General features: G+C 73.8%; 11 protein-coding genes. 5 read left to right on the top strand and 6 right to left on the bottom strand.

Annotated features, from left to right (window positions below; genetic code table 11):
• Positions 1 to 446 precede the first annotated feature (446 nt).
• Both Q5761_RS02560 and Q5761_RS02555 read left to right on the top strand, forming a co-directional pair.
• Positions 447 to 2,144, top strand: a complete 1,698-nt coding sequence (locus Q5761_RS02560) for a hypothetical protein (protein ID WP_318751078.1) — start codon at positions 447 to 449, stop codon at positions 2,142 to 2,144.
• A gap of 76 nt (positions 2,145 to 2,220) precedes the next feature.
• Positions 2,221 to 2,775, top strand: coding sequence for a DUF6230 family protein (locus Q5761_RS02555; protein ID WP_318751077.1), 555 nt, complete (start codon positions 2,221 to 2,223; stop codon positions 2,773 to 2,775).
• 325 nt (positions 2,776 to 3,100) lie between these two features.
• Here Q5761_RS02555 and Q5761_RS02550 read toward each other — a convergent pair whose 3' ends face one another.
• The 3 genes from Q5761_RS02550 to Q5761_RS02540 are packed head-to-tail and all read right to left on the bottom strand — an operon-like array spanning position 3,101 to position 6,940.
• Complete coding sequence (locus Q5761_RS02550) at positions 3,101 to 4,012, bottom strand: FAD binding domain-containing protein (protein ID WP_318751076.1); 912 nt, start codon at positions 4,010 to 4,012, stop codon at positions 3,101 to 3,103.
• Positions 4,009 to 6,396 (bottom strand): xanthine dehydrogenase family protein molybdopterin-binding subunit, encoded by a 2,388-nt coding sequence (locus Q5761_RS02545; RefSeq protein ID WP_318751075.1) that lies wholly within the window; start codon positions 6,394 to 6,396, stop codon positions 4,009 to 4,011. Before Q5761_RS02545 ends, Q5761_RS02550 begins: the two co-directional genes overlap by 4 nt.
• Before the next feature lie 25 nt (positions 6,397 to 6,421).
• Positions 6,422 to 6,940, bottom strand: a complete 519-nt coding sequence (locus Q5761_RS02540) for a (2Fe-2S)-binding protein (RefSeq protein ID WP_318751074.1) — start codon at positions 6,938 to 6,940, stop codon at positions 6,422 to 6,424.
• Positions 6,941 to 7,528: 588 nt separating this feature from the next.
• Between Q5761_RS02540 and Q5761_RS02535 the strand changes: the two genes are divergently transcribed.
• From Q5761_RS02535 to Q5761_RS02525, 3 genes are all read left to right on the top strand, one after another.
• Complete coding sequence (locus Q5761_RS02535; RefSeq protein ID WP_135224670.1) at positions 7,529 to 8,989, top strand: ISLre2 family transposase; 1,461 nt, start codon at positions 7,529 to 7,531, stop codon at positions 8,987 to 8,989.
• Positions 8,990 to 9,075: 86 nt separating this feature from the next.
• Positions 9,076 to 10,239 (top strand): uracil-DNA glycosylase, encoded by a 1,164-nt coding sequence (locus Q5761_RS02530; protein ID WP_318751073.1) that lies wholly within the window; start codon positions 9,076 to 9,078, stop codon positions 10,237 to 10,239.
• A complete protein-coding gene (locus Q5761_RS02525) occupies positions 10,236 to 11,567 on the top strand; it encodes a P1 family peptidase (RefSeq protein ID WP_318751072.1) in 1,332 nt (443 codons plus the stop codon). The genes Q5761_RS02530 and Q5761_RS02525 overlap by 4 nt, the downstream gene beginning before the upstream one ends.
• On the opposite strand, the gene argH is transcribed toward Q5761_RS02525, so the two are convergent.
• The 3 genes from argH to Q5761_RS02510 all read right to left on the bottom strand — a co-directional run bounded on the left by argH (position 11,546) and on the right by Q5761_RS02510 (position 15,601).
• Positions 11,546 to 13,108, bottom strand: coding sequence for an argininosuccinate lyase (gene argH / locus Q5761_RS02520; RefSeq protein ID WP_318751071.1), 1,563 nt, complete (start codon positions 13,106 to 13,108; stop codon positions 11,546 to 11,548). The genes Q5761_RS02525 and argH overlap by 22 nt on opposite strands.
• 246 nt (positions 13,109 to 13,354) lie before the next feature.
• Complete coding sequence (locus Q5761_RS02515; protein ID WP_318751070.1) at positions 13,355 to 13,918, bottom strand: MOSC domain-containing protein; 564 nt, start codon at positions 13,916 to 13,918, stop codon at positions 13,355 to 13,357.
• Between the two features lie 330 nt (positions 13,919 to 14,248).
• Entirely contained in the window at positions 14,249 to 15,601 is a 1,353-nt protein-coding gene (locus Q5761_RS02510) for an argininosuccinate synthase (RefSeq protein WP_318751585.1), read from the bottom strand.
• Positions 15,602 to 15,655 lie beyond the last annotated feature (54 nt).

Raw genomic sequence — 15,655 nt, 5'->3', positions numbered from 1 at the left:
CCCCCGCCCGAATCCGGTTCTGGTGAACCGTTCTGGGGGAACGGCGTCGCGGTGGGGACAGGGGGCGCCGTCCCGGCCCGCGGGGGGACGTCCCGCTCCCGGAGGCTTCTCCCCTCGCCCCGCCCGACCGGCCGGACGGTCGGTCCTGGCGACCGCCGATGCGGGTCCCACGCCGGCCCACCATGGGCAGGGGCGCGAGCCCCTGCGGTCCGCCGACCGCCGGCCGCTGGGCCGGGGCCGGGCGTTCCGGGCCGCGGTTCCCGGAACGCCCGGCCGCGGTCCGCCCTCCCGGTCGCGGCTCGCGCACCCGATCCCGGCCCGCGGGGCTCCGGGCCGAGGTGCCGGAGCTGCGGGCCACGGGCGTCGTCCGGCGGCCGTCGCCGGTGGCCCCACCCGCCCTTCCCCCGGCCAGCGGTCCGTCCTGCGGAAAGAAGGGGGGTGAGTGGATGAAGGGCGCCCGCAGCGGTGGGCGGCGCACTCCATGGCGGGTCGCCCTGCGCCGCGCCGGCGGCGACGCCATCCCACCCCGTCGGCCCGTCGCCCGTGGGCGGGGTGGACGGGCGCGCTGCGCCGGTGGGGCGCGACCGCCGTCCGCACGACCGCCGTCGCGGATCGCGGGGGTGGCGGCGGTGGCGCTGCTCGCCCTGGGTCCCCTCGCCGGCGCGGCCGGCGCAGCCGGTGCGGCGGCCCCTGGACCTGCGGACCTGGGCGATCTCCTGGTCCCCGACCGCTACTTCGTCGTGACCGCGGACGAACTGGTGGGCCGCGACGCCGTCATCCTGCCCGCCTCCGGCCCCGGCGCCGGTCCCTTCGACGTGGTGGTGCGGTTCGCGTCGGCCGACATCCGCGACCTGGCCCTGACCCAGGAGCTCGGCCGCGACGGCCCTCCCTACCTTCAGATCACCAGCCGCGGCGTGGCCCGCGTCACCGACGTGGCGCTGCGGACCGACCTCCTCTCGCTGGTGGGCACCATCCCCGGGGCCGTGAAGGCGACGGACCCCATCGCGTTCGTCCTCGACCTGCTGCAGCGCGGCGGACGGGTGACCCTCCGCGTCCGGGACGTGGGCATGCGGGCCACGTGGATGCACAGCGGAACCGCCGTGCTCCCCGACGCGACCCTGCGGTTCGTCCACGATCCCGCCGACCTGGCCCAGCGGGAGCGCATCGACCGGGTCCGTCGCCAGGCGGATCTCCTCCACCGCCGGTACCGCGATGCCCACGGCCTCGACGACCTCCGGGACCGGCACCGGTCGTCCGACGGTTCGCAGCGGCGCCCGCCCGGTGCCTCGCCCGAAGCGGCCCCGGGCGCGGCACAAGGCGATACGGGTTCGTCAGCGCAGCCCGCCGCGGGCTCCAGGGAGTCGCAGCCGGCGGCCCCCGGTCCGCCGTCGACGCCGGACGCCGGGCTGCCACCTGCCGCCCGAGCGCTGGTGACGTGCCTGGCCCAGCGGCTCCATCGCGATCCGCTGCCCCTCGTGGACCTGGAGGCCCTCCGTCAAGGTCGGTGGGATGCGGCCCTCGAGCGGTTGCGGCCGCTGGATCCCGCCGCCGTGTTGGCGTGTCTGGGGGAGGGTACGGGCGCGCCGCCGCCTGACGGGGGGACCTCGGACGGGGCCTCGCGCCATGCCGGCGGCGGCGCCGAGGACGGCGCGGTCCCGCCGCCGCAGCGGTCCCTGCCGCCGACGGACCCGGTGCTGCCCGAGCTCGGTCCGCCGCTGACGTGCGTCGCCGGCGCGCTGGATCGGCCGGTCCGCGACCTGGCTCCGTTGGCCGGTCGCGCCCTCCGCACCGGCGTCGACCTGCTAACGGCGCTGGTCGACGAAGGACTGCTCCGGCCCGCGGCGGCTCCCGCCGCGACGCTCCGGCTGGCCGAGGCGTGCGGCCGCTTCTGGCCGGACCTCCGGCGACTGGCAGATCGGCTCGACGGCCCACTCTCTCCACCGTCGTCGGCCCAGCCCGACGAAGGGGGCGGCGGTGGCGGCGACGCCGAGGGAGCCACCCCGGGTTCCGAGCCCGGGGACGCGACCCCGCCGCCGTCTCCCGACGGCCCTGACGCCAGTCGGCGCCAGCGGGGGCTGCTCCCGCGGCTGGGCGAGCTCCTCGATGCGCTGGGCCTGGGGATCTCGCTCGGCGGGGAGCGGTGAGCTGCCCCGGGATCGACCGTCCGGCCCCGAGCGCCCAGGGGTACGCGGGAACCGCGATCACGAGGAGGGAGGCGCCATGCCCCACGTGGCCACCACGGGGACCTTCTCCTGGAGGCGCTTCTTGGTGACCTTCGCCATCTCCATGACGGTGCTGGCCATCATGCTCTTCGTCATGGCGTCCCAGGGGATCGCCCTGGCGGCGCCGCTGGCCGGCATCGGCGGCGTCGTGCTGGAGTTCGACCGCCTCGAAGGACAGGGCTTCCAGCTGCTGCCCGTCACCAACGACACCGATCGGGCCGCCGGCGTCCCCATGGCGCGGGCCAAGATCGAGCGGCTGGTGATCACCGACCTGCACATGTACAAAGACCTCAAGGTCGGGGGCAAGACGGTCCGGGTGAGCATCACCGCGTCGCCGGTGGAGATCAGCGGGCTGGTCCAGGACATGACCTATCAGCAGGCGGGATCCATCGCCTTCACCCAACAGACCGTCGACGAGCAGCGCGGCGCAAATCCCCTGTCGATGACGGCCCCGGGCGTGGTCATCGAAGATGCCCGGATCATCGCCCACTACCTGTTCCAGAACAAGGCCAAGCTGCCCGGCATGAAGCTAGAGGTCAAGGTCATCGACTGAGCCCGCCCCTCAGCCTGCTCCGTCGCCTTGGCGTCGCCGTGGCACCTCCGGCCGTCCCGCGACGGTGGACGAAGGCGGCCACGCAGCGCCACCGAGCCGGTGAGGGAACGGAGGGGGCAGGGGCGGGATCCCCGGCATCCGTCGGCCGGGGCGATGTCGTGGCGCGCGGCGGCGGGCCGGGGCGCGGAGCCCCGGCCCGCCGCCTCGTGCCCTCTGCGATCTGCACTGGTCGCGTGCGTCGGAGGTGGCGACCCGTCGTCGCCGTCCCGCGAGCCTCGCCGGCGAAGCCGTGGGGTGCCAGCCTCCGGTGCCTCGCCCCGGCGGCTCAGTCGGCGGCCATCGCCCCTTCCCCACCGGCGCGCTGCCAGGCCTGCTCCAGCGCCCGGCGGGTGTAGACCCGCGCCAGATGGGCGCGGTACTCGGCCGAGGTCAGCGCGTCCCCGTCCACGTCAACCCCATCCACCGCGTGGGCGGCCGCGTCGGCCAGCAGCTCCGGCGACGGCACCCGGCCGGCCAGGCGCTCCTCCACCGCCGTCGCCCGGTAGGCGGCGCCGGTGACGCCGTTGAGGGCGACCCGCACCGCCGCCGCCGTCCCCTCCGCATCCCGGGCTACGGCCGCGGCCACGCCCACCAGGGCGAAGTCCGAGGCCCGGCGGGCCATCTTGAGGTAACGGTAGCCCCACCGCCATCCTCGCTCGCCGCCGGCCGCCGGCGGGATGCGCACGGCGGTCACCACCTCATCGGGTTGCAAGGCGGTGATGAAGGGACCGAAGAAGAACTCCCCCGCCGGCACGGTCCGCCGGCGCCCACCCGGCCCCGCCACCTCGATCTCGGCCTCCAGCGCCAGCAGCGCCGCCGGGTAGTCGGCGGCCGGATCGGCGTGGGCGACGCTGCCGCCCAGGGTGCCGCGGTAGCGGACCTGCATGTCGCCGATGACCCCGGCCACCTCCGCCAGCAGGGGCGCGTGCTGGCGTACGACCGGATCGGTCATCACCTGATGGTGCGTCGTCAAGGCCCCCAGGCGCAGGGCCCCGCCGGGTTCCACCGACACCCCGCGGAGCTCCTTCACCCGAGCCAGGTCGATCAGCACCTGGGGCTGGGCCAACCGCAGCTTCATCGCCGGCAACAGGCTGTGCCCGCCGGCCAGCAGCTTGGCCTGGTCCCCGTACCGCCCCAGCAGCTCGAAGACCTCGTCCAGCGTCTCCGGCCGGTGATAGGTGAAGGCGCTGGGGATCACCGCCCCTCCCCCCCTTCGGCGGCCGCCGCGGTCTGCTGGGCCTCCTGGATCGCCCGCCAGACCCGCTCGGGCTTGCAGGGCATGTCGATGTGCCGCACGCCGAGGTGGGAGACGGCGTCGACGATGGCGTTGACCACCGCCGGCGTGGCCGCGATGGTGCCGGCCTCGCCGATGCCCTTGACCCCCAGCGGGTTGACCGGCGACGGTGTGCAGGTGAAGTGGGACTCGAAGGACGGCAGCTCCGCCGCCGTCGGCACCGCGTACTCCATCAGGGACGCGTTGACGGGCTGGCCGCTCTCGTCGTAGACCAGCTCCTCGTACAGCGCCTGGGCGATGCCCTGGGCGACGCCGCCGTGGATCTGGCCCTCCGCCAGCAGCGGGTTGATCACGTTGCCGCAGTCGTCCACGCAGACGTACCGCAGGATGCGGGTGCGGCCGTCCTCGGTGTCGACCTCCACCACGCAGACGTGCGTGCCGAAGGGGAAGGTGAAGTTCTCCGGCTGCCAGAAGGCCGTCTCCTCCAGCCCCGGCTCCAGCCCGGGCGGGAAGTTGATGTGGGAGCCCAGGTTGGCCGCCGCGGCGATCTGGGTGAACTTGATCGCCCGCTGGGGCGCGCCCTTGACCCGGAACTCGCCGTCCACGAACTCCAGATCCTCGGGGCTGCACTCCAGCTGGTGGGCGGCGATCAGGGCCGCCTTCCGCTTGACCTTCTGCAAGGCCTGGTAGAGGGCGATGCCGCCCACCGCCGCCGAGCGGCTGCCGTAGGTGCCCAACCCGATGGGCCCCCGGCCCGTGTCGCCGTGGAGCACCTCGACGTCCTCCGGCGGGATGCCCAGCTCGCTGGCGACGATCTGGGACCAGGCCGTCTCGTGCCCCTGGCCGTGGGCGGACGAGCCGGTGTACACCGTCACCTTGCCGGTGTGGTGGACCCGCACCTGGGCCGACTCGAACAGGTTGCCCCCGTAGAAGGTCCCCGCCAGGGCCGCCGAGGGCGCCAGGCCGCAGGCCTCGATGTAGCTGGAGATGCCGATGCCCAGCTGCAGCCGGTCGCCCCGCCGGCGCCGCTCGGCCTGCTCCCGCTTGAGCTCCTCATACCCGACGGCCTCCAGCGCCTTGTCCAGGGCGGCGTGGTAGTCGCCGGAGTCGTAGGTGATCCCCACGGGGTTGGTGTACGGGAACTCGTCCTTGCGCACGAAGTTCTTGCGCCGCACCTCGGCCGGGTCGAGGCCGAGTTCGTCCGCCAGCCGGTCGATGGTCCGCTCCAGGAAGTGGGTGGCCTCCGGCCGGCCGGCGCCGCGGTAGGCGTCGGTGGGCGTCTTGTTGGTGAACACGCCGGTGATCTTGATGGCGTGGTTCTTGTGCCGGTAGGGCCCGGGCGAGACGATCAGCCCCAGGATGGGGATGTAGGGCGTGTTGAGCTGGTTGTAGGCGCCCAGGTCGCAGATCCAGTCGATCCGCATGCCCAGGATCTCGCCGTCCCGCCGGGCCGCCACCTCCACGTCGATGATGCCCTCCCGGCCGTGGATGGTGGCGACGAAGTTCTCCCGCCGGTCCTCCACCCACTTGACGGGGCGCCTGAGCTTGCGCGCCAGGTACGGGACGACGACCTCCTCGGGGTAGACGTTGAGCTTCGCCCCGAAGCCGCCGCCCACCTCCGGGGCGATCACCCGCATCTGGTGCTCGGGTACGCCCAGGATCCCGCAGAGGTTGATCTTGAGCAGGTGCGGGATCTGGGTCGTGCTCCACACGGTCAACTCGCCGGTGGCGGGGTGGCAGTCGGCCACCACGGCCCGCGGTTCGAGGGGCGTGGGCACCAGCCGCTGCTGGATGTGCCGCTGGCGGACCACCACGTCCGCCTCGCGGAAGGCGGCCTCCACGTCGCCACCCGATGCCTCCCAGGTGTAGGCGACGTTGCTGTCGAACTCGGCGTGGACCCGGGGCGCGTCCGGCTCCATCGCCTTCTCGGGATCGACCACCGCCGGGAGGGGCTCGTAGTCCACCTCCACCAGGGCCGCGGCGTCCTTGGCCGCCGCCCGGCTCTCGGCCACGACGGCAGCCACCGCCTCGCCGACGTGGCGCACCTCGTCCACCGCCAGGGGCCAGTGGGGCGGGTTCTTCAGCCCTTCGTAGAGCCAGGCGCAGGGCAGCGGGGCCTTCAGCTCCCGCTTGAGCTCCTCGCCCGTCAGCACCGCCACCACGCCCGGGGCACCGAGGGCTGCGTCGGTCCGGATCCCCCGGATGCGGGCGTGGGCGTGGGGGCTGCGGACGATGGCCACGTGCACCATGTTGGGCAGCTGGATGTCGTCGGTGTACGTGCCCGACCCCGTGATCAGCCGGGGGTCTTCCTTGCGCTTGAGCCGCGCGCCGATGCCTGCAACCGGCACCTGCGTCACCCCCTCGCCGGCGGCCTCAATCCGCGGCCGCGCTTCGCTCCTGCAGCTTGCGGGCGGCGTACTGCACCGCCCGGACGATGTTGTGGTAGCCCGTGCAGCGGCAGAGGACCCCTTCCAGCCCGCGGCGGATCTCCTCCTCCGTCGGGTTGGGGTTGACCTCCAGGAGGTGCGCCGCGGCCATGACCATGCCCGGCGTGCAGAAGCCACACTGCAGCCCGTGCTCCTCCCAGAACCCCTCCTGCACCGGGTGGAGCCGGCCGTCGCGGGCGAGCCCCTCGATGGTCACCACCTCGCCGCCGTCGGCCTGGACCGCCAGCACCGTGCACGACTTGACCGCCTGGCCGTTGAGGTGGACCGTGCAGGCCCCGCAGTTGGACGTGTCGCAGCCGACGTGGGTGCCGGTCAGGCCCAGTTCCTCCCGCAAGAAGTGGACCAGCAGGGTGCGGGGTTCCACCTCGCGGGTGTAGGTGCGGCCGTTGACCGTCAGGGTCACCGGCACCCGCTGGCCGGCCGCCTCCTGGCCGGTCGCTGCCATGACGCCGCCCGACCTCCTTTCACGGGCCCGCGCCCGCGTGACGCTTCCCGGCCCCGGGCGTGCGACGACGCCGGGACCGCCTGCCGGGGGATACACGGTTGCAAAGGCGCCCTGGGTCACCCGCAGCGATCGCCCGCAGACGAAGCCGGCCCCGCCGCCACAGGATCGGACACACCGGTCCCTGCGGGATCCGGAGCTTGCAAAGCAGGATCGACGAAAGGCGCCACGATCGCGGTGGAAGGTGACTGGATGCCCGCTGCATCCCCCGTTACTCGGTGCAATACGGCGGACAGGTTCCATCTCCTGCCGCCCGGCCTTGGTTCCGCGGCCGCCGAGACCTCTGCCCCCTGCCACCCAGGCTGGAACGCCCGCGAGGGCCTGGACGAAGGCGCGCTCGATCCCCATCGGCGCCGTCCCAACGGGGATCTCGCGGGCGACCGAGGATCAGGACTCCCCCAGCTCGGCTGTTCCAGACTGTCTAAAGTTTCGGTAGGTGCTGGTGGGGGAAAAGCGAAGGAGAGACCTCACCAGGTTGTCCCAAACGGGACAGCCGATCCTTCTGGCCAAGGATGGAGGTGAGGCCTCTCCATGAAGGACGTGATTCGCCGCATCGGGGAGATCACCCTGCAGCTTGCTCGGGTTGTGGAAAAGGCCCTGTGGGAGGCTCCGGACTTTCGAGCGCTGGAGGTGGCCGTGGTCCGAGGGGCGCAGGAGGCCGCGCGGCAACTGTTGGTCACGGCTTTGGAGGCGCTGGACCGGCAGCTGATGGAGCAGCGGGACCGGCGGCAACTGAAGTGCGTCAATCAGCAACCGCGGAGCCTGATCACGTGGGTGGGTGAGATCCAGTGGGAACGACGGTATTACCAGGAGCGGCCGAGCGGCGCACGGCGGTTCTTGCTGGATGAAGTGCTCGGGCTGGCGCCGCGGCAGCGATACTCGCCGCTGGTGCAGGAGTTCGGGATTCAGCTGTGCACCCAAGTGCCGTTTGCGGCGGCAGCGGACTGGCTGGAGCGGGTGAGCTGCGGGGCCGTGCGGCTGAGCGCCATGGCCTTGTGGGCGGATGTGCAGGCGGCCGGGGCCCGAGCGGACGAAGCGGCGAAGGCGCAGCGGGAGGCGGTGTTTGAGCGGGGCGAGATCCCGCCCGGGAGCCGGCCGGCGGCCGCCGTCGACTTGGAGTTTGACGAGCTGTTGGTGCGGGGCCGGCGGCGCGGGCCGGATGGGCAGAAAGAGCGGATTGCGCTGATGCATGCGCTGGCGTATGAGGGCAAGGCGACGGACGCGCGGGGGCGGACGGTGCTGAAGAACCGGCGGGTGCACGTGGCCGTGGGCGAAGGGACGGCGTCCATCGAGGAGGCGCTGGCGGCCTTTGCGGCGGAGTGGGACTGGGCCCGGGTGGAACAGTGCACGGTGGGTGGGGACGGGGCGCCGTGGATCCGCAAGGCCCTTGAGTACCTCCCACAGGCTTCGTATCGCCTCGATCCGTTCCACCTGAAACGGGCCATGCGGCGGGGACTGCAGCACGACGCGGAAGCCCACCGGCAGCTGGCGGCGGCCCTGGCCGAGGGGAAGCCGTGGCGCGAGGTGGAGACGATCCTGGATGCGGCTCGCCGGCGGGCGCGGGGTGAAGCGCGCGACCGCGTCCAAGAACTGAAGCAGTACTTGAAGAACCACTGGGACGGCATCGTGGCCGACGCGAACGCGCGGCGGCTCGGTGCGATCGAGGCGGAGAACTACCACGTGCTGGCCCGGCGAATGAAGCGGCGCGGGGCCGCGTGGAGCGAGCGAGGGGCTCGGCACCTGGCCCGGCTGTTGGCGGCTCGAGCGAACGGGGAGCTCGATCGCTACGCGCGTCCGGTCTGGCAGCGCCGCCAGGCGCCACCGGTGGCCCCGACCCCGCAAGGCCGGCTGTTCGGGCAGCGCCTGAGCCGGAGCGACGTGGAGGATGTCGCCCAGTGGCTGCGGGTGCGGATCCCGGCGCTCTACGGACCCCATGCGGACCGCGAGTGGGTGAAGGCGCTGCGGCATCTGGCCGGCCTTTCTGTGGCGTGACCGGAACATGGGTCGGGGGGATCCACCTACCGAAGCTTGATGCAGTCCTGTTCCACGGGCGAATTGACAGGGAGGCCGCCTCGCGGGTGTACAATCGACCCATGAGCCAGACCTTCGGCACATCCTGCCCCGGTCAGCCGGCGGAGGACCCGGCGAATCGACTCCTGCCCGACACCGGCGTGGGTCGGTGCCGCGGAGCCCAGCGACACCAAGCCGACGCCCTGGCCCGCATCAACCGCGACATCGTTGCGTGTCGCCGCTGCCCGCGGCTGGTGGCCTACACCGCCGAGGTGGCCCGCACCAAGCGTCGGGCGTACCGCGACTGGGACTACTGGGGCCGCCCGGTGCCCAGCTTCGGCGACCCCCTGGCCCGCCTGCTGATCGTCGGGCTGGCTCCCGCCGCCCACGGCGCCAATCGCACCGGCCGGATGTTCACCGGCGACGCCTCCGGCGACTGGCTGTACCGGGCCCTGTATCGGGCGGGTTTCGCCAACCAACCCACCAGCACCCACCGGGGTGACGGGCTGGAGCTCCGGGACGCCTACATCACCGCCACCTGCCACTGTGCCCCGCCGGACAACAAGCCGTCGCGGGACGAGATGGTGGCGTGCCGCGACTTCTTGAGGCGGGAGCTGGAGGCCCTCCGCACAGTGCGGGTCATCGTGTGCCTTGGGCAGATCGCCTTCGACGCGGTGCTGCGGCTGATGCGGGAGCGGGGCTACGGGTGGCCGGTCGAGGTCTCGGAAGCGCAGGGCGTCTCGGCCCCGCCGGGCCCGGACCCAAATCCGGGCTGCAGCTTCCACCACGCCCCCAAGGCCGGGGGTACCGCCGGTGCGGTCGCCACCGGCGGGGATGGCGAAGCCGGTGACGACAGGGATGACGAGGCGGCTACCAAAGGGGGTGGCGCAGCCGAGGCCACCGCAGGCCCGGGTGGGTCGCAGGACACCCGGTCCGCCGGTTCGTCCCGGACGAACCGGCCTCGAACGGCCAAGCCCCGCTTCCGTCACGGCGGAGAGTACCGCTGGGACGCGGCCGAGCCACCGGCCCCCCGATCGCCGCGCCCCGACCTTCCCTCCCCGCCGGTCCTGCTGGCCAGCTATCACCCGAGCCGGCAGAACACCCAGACCGGGGTTCTGACCGAGGCCATGTTTGACGCCGTCTTCCGGCGGGCCCGGGAACTGCTGGATCGCGAATCCACCCGGGGCGCACCGTCCGGCCTCCGCAGATCCAGCGGGAGGGGACGCGCATGATGCACCCCCTCGCGATGCAACGGGGTCCGCACAACGCCATCACCGACGTCGCCGGCGTCCGGGTCGGCCACGCCACGGTGATCCGCGGCGAGGGACCGTTGCGGGTCGGCGAGGGGCCGGTGCGCACCGGCGTCACGATCGTCCTCCCACCCGGCGATCTGCGGGCGATCTACGACGGCAAGTTCCCCGCGGCCGCCCACGTGATCAACGGCTTCGGCAAGGCCCTGGGCCTCGCCCAGCTGATGGAGCTCGGCCGCCTGGAGACGCCGATCCTCCTGACCAGCACCCTCTCCATTTGGCGGGCCGCCGATGCCCTGCTCGATCACATCCTCGAGTCGCACCCCGACATCGGCGTCACGACGCCCACGGTCAACGTGGTGGCGGGGGAATGCAACGACGGCTGGCTCAACGACATCCGCGGGCGGCACGTGGGTCCGCGGGAGGTGGCGGCGGCGCTGGCCGCCGCGGCCGGCGGCCCGGTGGCGGAGGGCAGCGTGGGCGCGGGCACGGGGATGGTCTGCTACGGCTTCAAGGGCGGGATCGGGACCGCGTCCCGCGTCTGGGCCTCGCCCCTACCGGAGGCCGGTCAGACGACCATCACCCTGGGCTGCCTGGTCCTGGCCAACTTCGGCCGGCGCCGCGACCTGACAATCGCCGGGGTCCCGGTGGGCCGGCTCCTGACCGACCCGGACGAACCGGCCGCACCCCGGCCGGCCCAAGCCGGCCTGCCTGGGGCGGGCGGCCGGCCGAGGGACACCGGCCAGCGGGCCGCAACCGCCGGCGGCGCCCGGCACCAAGTCGCTGCCGAGTCGTCCTGCCACGGCCCGGGAGCCGGGGGTCCGGCGAACGCGAGTCCCGGCGCGGGACAGGACACCGGGGTGGCGACGGCCGCGGGCCGGGGTGGGGAACCCGAGGCGGGAACTTGCGGAGCCGATGGGCCGCCGAGCGGCGAGGGCGGCTCGGTGGTGGTCATCCTGGCCACCGACGCCCCCCTGACCTCCCGGCAGCTCGGGCGCGTCGCCCGGCGCGCCGCCGCCGGCCTGGCCCGCACCGGCACCGTCTACTGGCACGGCAGCGGCGACTTCGTCCTGGCCTTCAGCACCGCCCGCCGCCACCCGCCGTACCTGCCCGACGAGGGCGCCTATCTGAACCCCTTCTTCGAGGCGGCGGCGACGGTGACGGAGGAGGCGGTAATCCGCGCGCTGGTGGCGGCGCGGCCCATGACCGGGCGCGACGGCCACCACGCCCCGGCCCTACCCGTGGCCGCGGTGCGGCGACTGCTGGAAGAACGCGGTGTCGCCTGGGACTACGGCCCCGAGCCGGCGTGACCTGCGGGCGGGCGGGCCGGGACGTTCCGGCCCGGCGGCACGGCTTCACCCTCGGCTCCGGCCCGCTCCAGGATCGCCCACGCCTCCGCCAGCTGCCGCTCCACGGCTTCCCGGGCGGTCCCGCCGTAGAGTCTCCTGGCTGCCACCACCGCCCGCGGCGAGAGGCGCGCGAGGGCGTCGGGCCCGAAGGACGCCGAGCGGGCCCGCAGTTCCTCCGTCGTCAGGTCCTGCAGGCGCCGGCCCGCGCGAAGACAATCCAGCACCAGCTCGCCCACGATGCGATGGGCCTCGCGGAAGGGCACGCCGCGTTCGACCAGATAGTCGGCCAGGTCCGTGGCGGCGGAGAAGTCGCGCTCCAGGGCGGCTTCCATGCGGTCGGCCCGCACCTGCATGGTGCGGATCATCCCGGCGCAGAGCGGCAGGGCCGCCTCCAGGGTGTCGAGGGCGTCGAACACGCCGGGCTTATCCTCCTGCAGGTCCCGGTTGTAGGTCAGGGGCAAGCCCTTCATCACCGTCAGCAGACTGAAGAGGGCGCCGTACACCCGCCCCGTCTTGGCGCGGACGAGCTCGGCCACGTCGGGGTTCTTCTTCTGGGGCATGATGCTGGAGCCGGTGCAGTAGGCGTCAGCGAGCTCGATGAACCCGAACTCCTCGGACGACCAGAGCACCAGTTCCTCACAGAGCCGCGAGAGGTGCATGGCCAGGATGCTGCCCGCCGCCAGGAACTCCAGCAGGTAGTCGCGGTCGCTGACGGCGTCCATGCTGTTGGGGTAGACCCGCGCGAAGCCGAGCTCCCGTGCCACCCTCTCCCGGTCCAGGGGGAAGCCGGTCCCGGCCAGCGCGGCCGCCCCGAGGGGACACCAGTCCGCCCGTTTCCGGGCGTCGGCGAGCCGGCCCGCGTCGCGCTCCAGCATCCAGAAGTAGGCCAGCAGGTGGTGGGCGAAGAGCACCGGCTGCGCCCGCTGCAGGTGGGTGTACCCGGGCATGATCACGTCCAGGTGCGCCTCGGCCTTCTCCACCAGCGCCCGCTGCAGGTCCCGCACCGCGGCGATCAGCCGGCCCAGGGCCTCCTTCATGTAGAGGTGCATGTCCGTGGCCACCTGGTCGTTCCGGCTGCGGCCGGTGTGCAGCTTGCCCGCCAGCGGCCCCACCACCCGGCCGAGCAGATGCTCCACGTTCATGTGCACGTCTTCCAGCGCCGGATCCAGTTCGAACTCGCCGCTCTGCAGGCGGCGGCGCACCTCGTCGAGACCCTCCACCAGGGTGCGGGCCTCTTCCGGCGGCAGCACGCCGCACGCACCGAGCATGCGCGCGTGGGCCTGGCTGGCGCGGATGTCCACCTCCAGCAGCCGCCGGTCGACGTCGATGGAGGCGGTGAACGCCTCGACGGCCCGGTCGGTCGCGGCGGTGAAGCGACCGCCCCAGGGCTTGGGGTTGGCCCGCGCAGCGCCCGCGCTCTGCGGACCGCCGCCGGGGCTCGCCGCAGGACCGGCGGCAGGATCGGCATCGGTGCGGGGCGTGGGCTCGCCAGCCGCTGGCACGCCGGGATCGCCTCCCCCTCGAAGTCCGTGCTCCACTGCCCAGCATGGGCATCCCACGCGCCGGAAGACCACCGGACCGCGCCGCGGGTCGCCGGCCCCCCCCCGCGGCGCTCGCAGCCGGCGCCAGGCAGCGGACCGCTTGCCACCGTCACCTGCAACGACCGTGACCTGAGACGTCGTCGTCGGCTTCGGGCGGCCGCTCCCCACGGATCGGACGCGAGCGGAGGAGCGACGCCCTCGCTGCGCTCAGCCCGCTCCGGAGGCCTCTTCGCCCCCACCCCGCGGGGAGGGCGGGGGCGCGGATGGGGTCCGGGATGGGGAGCGGGCCGCTTCCGCTGCCCCCGCGTAGGCTTCGGCGGCGACCACCGGGTCGCCGACCCGGACCACCCCCGTGGTGAGGATCCGCGCCCGCAGGCCGCCGCGACCGGCCAGGGCCGCCTTGAGCCCCGGCGCGACCTGCCGCTCCAGGTAGCCGCACGGGTCGCATGGGCGGACGCCCTCCACCCAGACGGACCCGAGGCGGAAGCGGCGACCGATGAGGTCCACGAGGCGGACGCCACGGGTGACCACGTTGCGCCGCAGGGCAGCGGGGTCGAGGCGACGACCGAGCTCCCGGGCGACCGCGACCACGGCTTCCTCTTCGACCAGCGTCAGCTCCGGGTCGGGCCAACCCTGCCAGGTGCCGCTGCCGACGAAGTAGCGATCCCCCTCGAGCCCCCGGCCGGCGACGGCCCGCACCGCGGGGACCGTCACCATCGGTGCGCCGCCGGTGGGGGCGATGCACAGGAGGACCACCCAGCCGCAAGCCAATGGCCTCGCTCCCTCCCGCCGGGGTCCCGGGGCATCGGTGGCTGCACCAAGCCGGCCGTCGCCCGCATCGGCGCTGCCGGTTCGACCGGCGGCAGGCCGGTGCGCCGCCCGGCGCCCCGGAACCTGACGACGAGGCCCCAGCCCCGGGTCCGCGTTCATGCACCGGCGACGCCGGAGTCCGCCTTCGCGAGTTTCCGACCCCCGGCTCGGCGACCCTGCACCCGCGACGCCGGCGTGCGCCTTCGCGCACCCGTGACGCCGTGGCCGGCCTTCACGCGGTCGCAACGCCGGGGTCCACCTTCACGCGCCCGCGACGCCGGGGACCCCCGTTCACGATCCCGCGACCTCGGCCGGCTGCGGCGCCACGGGACCTCCGGGTCCCACCGCCTCCCCCGGCTTGCCCCCGGCCCTGCCGGGTTCGACCGCCGCCCCGAGCCCCGCCGCGCCACGGACCGCCGGGCCGGCTTCTCCCGCGTCTTGGCGCCCTGCGCCGTGCACGGCCGCGTGAACCCGCGTCGGCAGCCCCCAGAGCTGGATGAACCCCACCGCCGCGTTGTGGTCGAACCGGTCGTCGGGCGAGTAGGTGGCCAGCTCGTGGCGGTAGAGGGAGACGGGCGAGCGGCGCCCCACCACCGTCGCCGTCCCGCGGTACAGCTTGACGCGGACCTCGCCCGTCACGAACCGCTGGGTCTCGGCCACGAAGGCATCCAGCGCCCGCTTGAAGGGCGAGAACCAGAGGCCGTTGTAGATCACCTGGGCCACCTGCTGCTCGATCACCGGCTTGAAGTGGAGGACCTCCCGCGGCAGGCACAGGGCCTCCAGCGCCCGGTGGGCCTCGACCAGCACCACGGCGGCCGGGGCCTCGTACACCTCCCGGGACTTGATGCCCACCAGCCGGTCTTCGACCATGTCGATCCGGCCGACGCCGTGCCGACCGGCCACCCGGTTCAGCCGCTCGATGAGCTCCACCAGGCCCAGCGGCCGGCCGTCGAGGGCCACGGGCACGCCCGCCTCGAAGGTCAGGGTGACGTACTCCGGCTCCGCCGGCGCCCGCTCGGGGGCGACGGTCATCGCGTAGGCCGCCTCGGGCGGCTCGACCCAGGGGTCCTCCAGCACCCCCGCCTCGCAGCTGCGGCCCCAGAGGTTGGCATCGATGGAGAAGGGGTTCTCCTCGGTCACGGGGATCGGGATGCCGTGCTCGCGGGCGTAGGCGATCTCCTCGTCCCGCGACCAGGCCCACTCCCGGACCGGCGCCACCACCTTGAGGTCCGGCGCCAGGGCCGCCACGGAGACGTCGAAGCGCACCTGGTCGTTGCCCTTGCCGGTGCACCCGTGGGCCACGGCGGTGGCGCCGTACTGCCGTGCGGTCTCCACCAGCAGCTGGGCGATCAGCGGACGGGAGAGGGCCGCCGAGAGGGGATACCGTCCCTGGTACAAGGCATTGGCCTGCAGGGCCGGCAGCACGAAGTCGCGGGCGAACCGTTCCCGCGCGTCGACGACCACCGCCTCCGCCGCCCCGATCTGCAAGGCCTTCCGCCGGATGGCTTCGAGGTCCTTGCCCTCGCCCACGTCGGCGGACAGGGCGATGACGTCGTAGCCGTAGGTCTCCTTCAGCCAGGGGATGGCCACCGACGTGTCGAGGCCCCCCGAATACGCCAGGACGATCTTCTCCGCCACGGCCATCGCCTCCATCCCGATCCGTCCCCGGGGTGCGGACATCCGGTGCGGAGGAACCGA

Origin of the sequence: Thermaerobacter composti (assembly GCF_033582035.1) — a bacterium.
Lineage (GTDB): Bacteria > Bacillota > Sulfobacillia > Thermaerobacterales > Thermaerobacteraceae > Thermaerobacter > Thermaerobacter composti.
This window is presented reverse-complemented; position numbering and strand designations above follow the sequence as displayed.

Excerpts from the sequence above, each read along its gene's own strand:
- Q5761_RS02560 (WP_318751078.1), top strand. The coding sequence starts at position 447 with ATGAAGGGCGCCCGCAGCGGTGGGCGGCGCACTCCATGGCGGGTCGCC.
- Q5761_RS02555 (WP_318751077.1), top strand. The coding sequence starts at position 2,221 with ATGCCCCACGTGGCCACCACGGGGACCTTCTCCTGGAGGCGCTTCTTG.
- Q5761_RS02540 (WP_318751074.1), bottom strand. The coding sequence starts at position 6,940 with ATGGCAGCGACCGGCCAGGAGGCGGCCGGCCAGCGGGTGCCGGTGACC.
- Q5761_RS02535 (WP_135224670.1), top strand. The coding sequence starts at position 7,529 with ATGAAGGACGTGATTCGCCGCATCGGGGAGATCACCCTGCAGCTTGCT.
- Q5761_RS02525 (WP_318751072.1), top strand. The coding sequence starts at position 10,236 with ATGATGCACCCCCTCGCGATGCAACGGGGTCCGCACAACGCCATCACC.
- Q5761_RS02510 (WP_318751585.1), bottom strand. The coding sequence starts at position 15,601 with ATGGCCGTGGCGGAGAAGATCGTCCTGGCGTATTCGGGGGGCCTCGAC.